Origin of the sequence: Mesorhizobium sp. M1A.T.Ca.IN.004.03.1.1 (assembly GCF_003997555.1) — a bacterium.
Taxonomy (GTDB): domain Bacteria; phylum Pseudomonadota; class Alphaproteobacteria; order Rhizobiales; family Rhizobiaceae; genus Mesorhizobium.
Map to the genome: position 1 here is coordinate 1 of NZ_RZTV01000210.1, position 279 is coordinate 279.

Below are 279 nucleotides of genomic sequence, written 5' to 3' on the forward strand. Positions count from 1 at the left end.
ATGACGAAGCGCTGCACGTGGACGTCGCGTTCACGGTCTGCATGGGCGAGGCGGCGCGCGAAGGCGAGCGCTTCTTCCACGGTCTTGTTCATCTTGAAGCTGGTGCCGACCCAAAGGACCATTCAGCTCTTCCTCCCGTCACGGATCTGGGCGAAATAGCCGTCGGTGCCGACCTGGCCGCCTTTGAGGGCGATCTGCAGGCCGTTGGTCGGCGGATAGTCGCCATGGGCGAGGCAAAGCGGCGAACCCGGCGTTTGCGGCAACGGCAGAAGCGTCGTC

The 279-nt window shown here is 64.5% G+C and carries 2 pseudogenes; both read right to left on the bottom strand.

Annotated elements, in window-relative coordinates:
- A pseudogene (locus EOD29_RS37580) lies at positions 1 to 122 on the bottom strand (triose-phosphate isomerase); the annotation flags it as partial.
- Positions 123 to 279, bottom strand: a pseudogene (locus tag EOD29_RS31380) (four-carbon acid sugar kinase family protein); the annotation flags it as partial.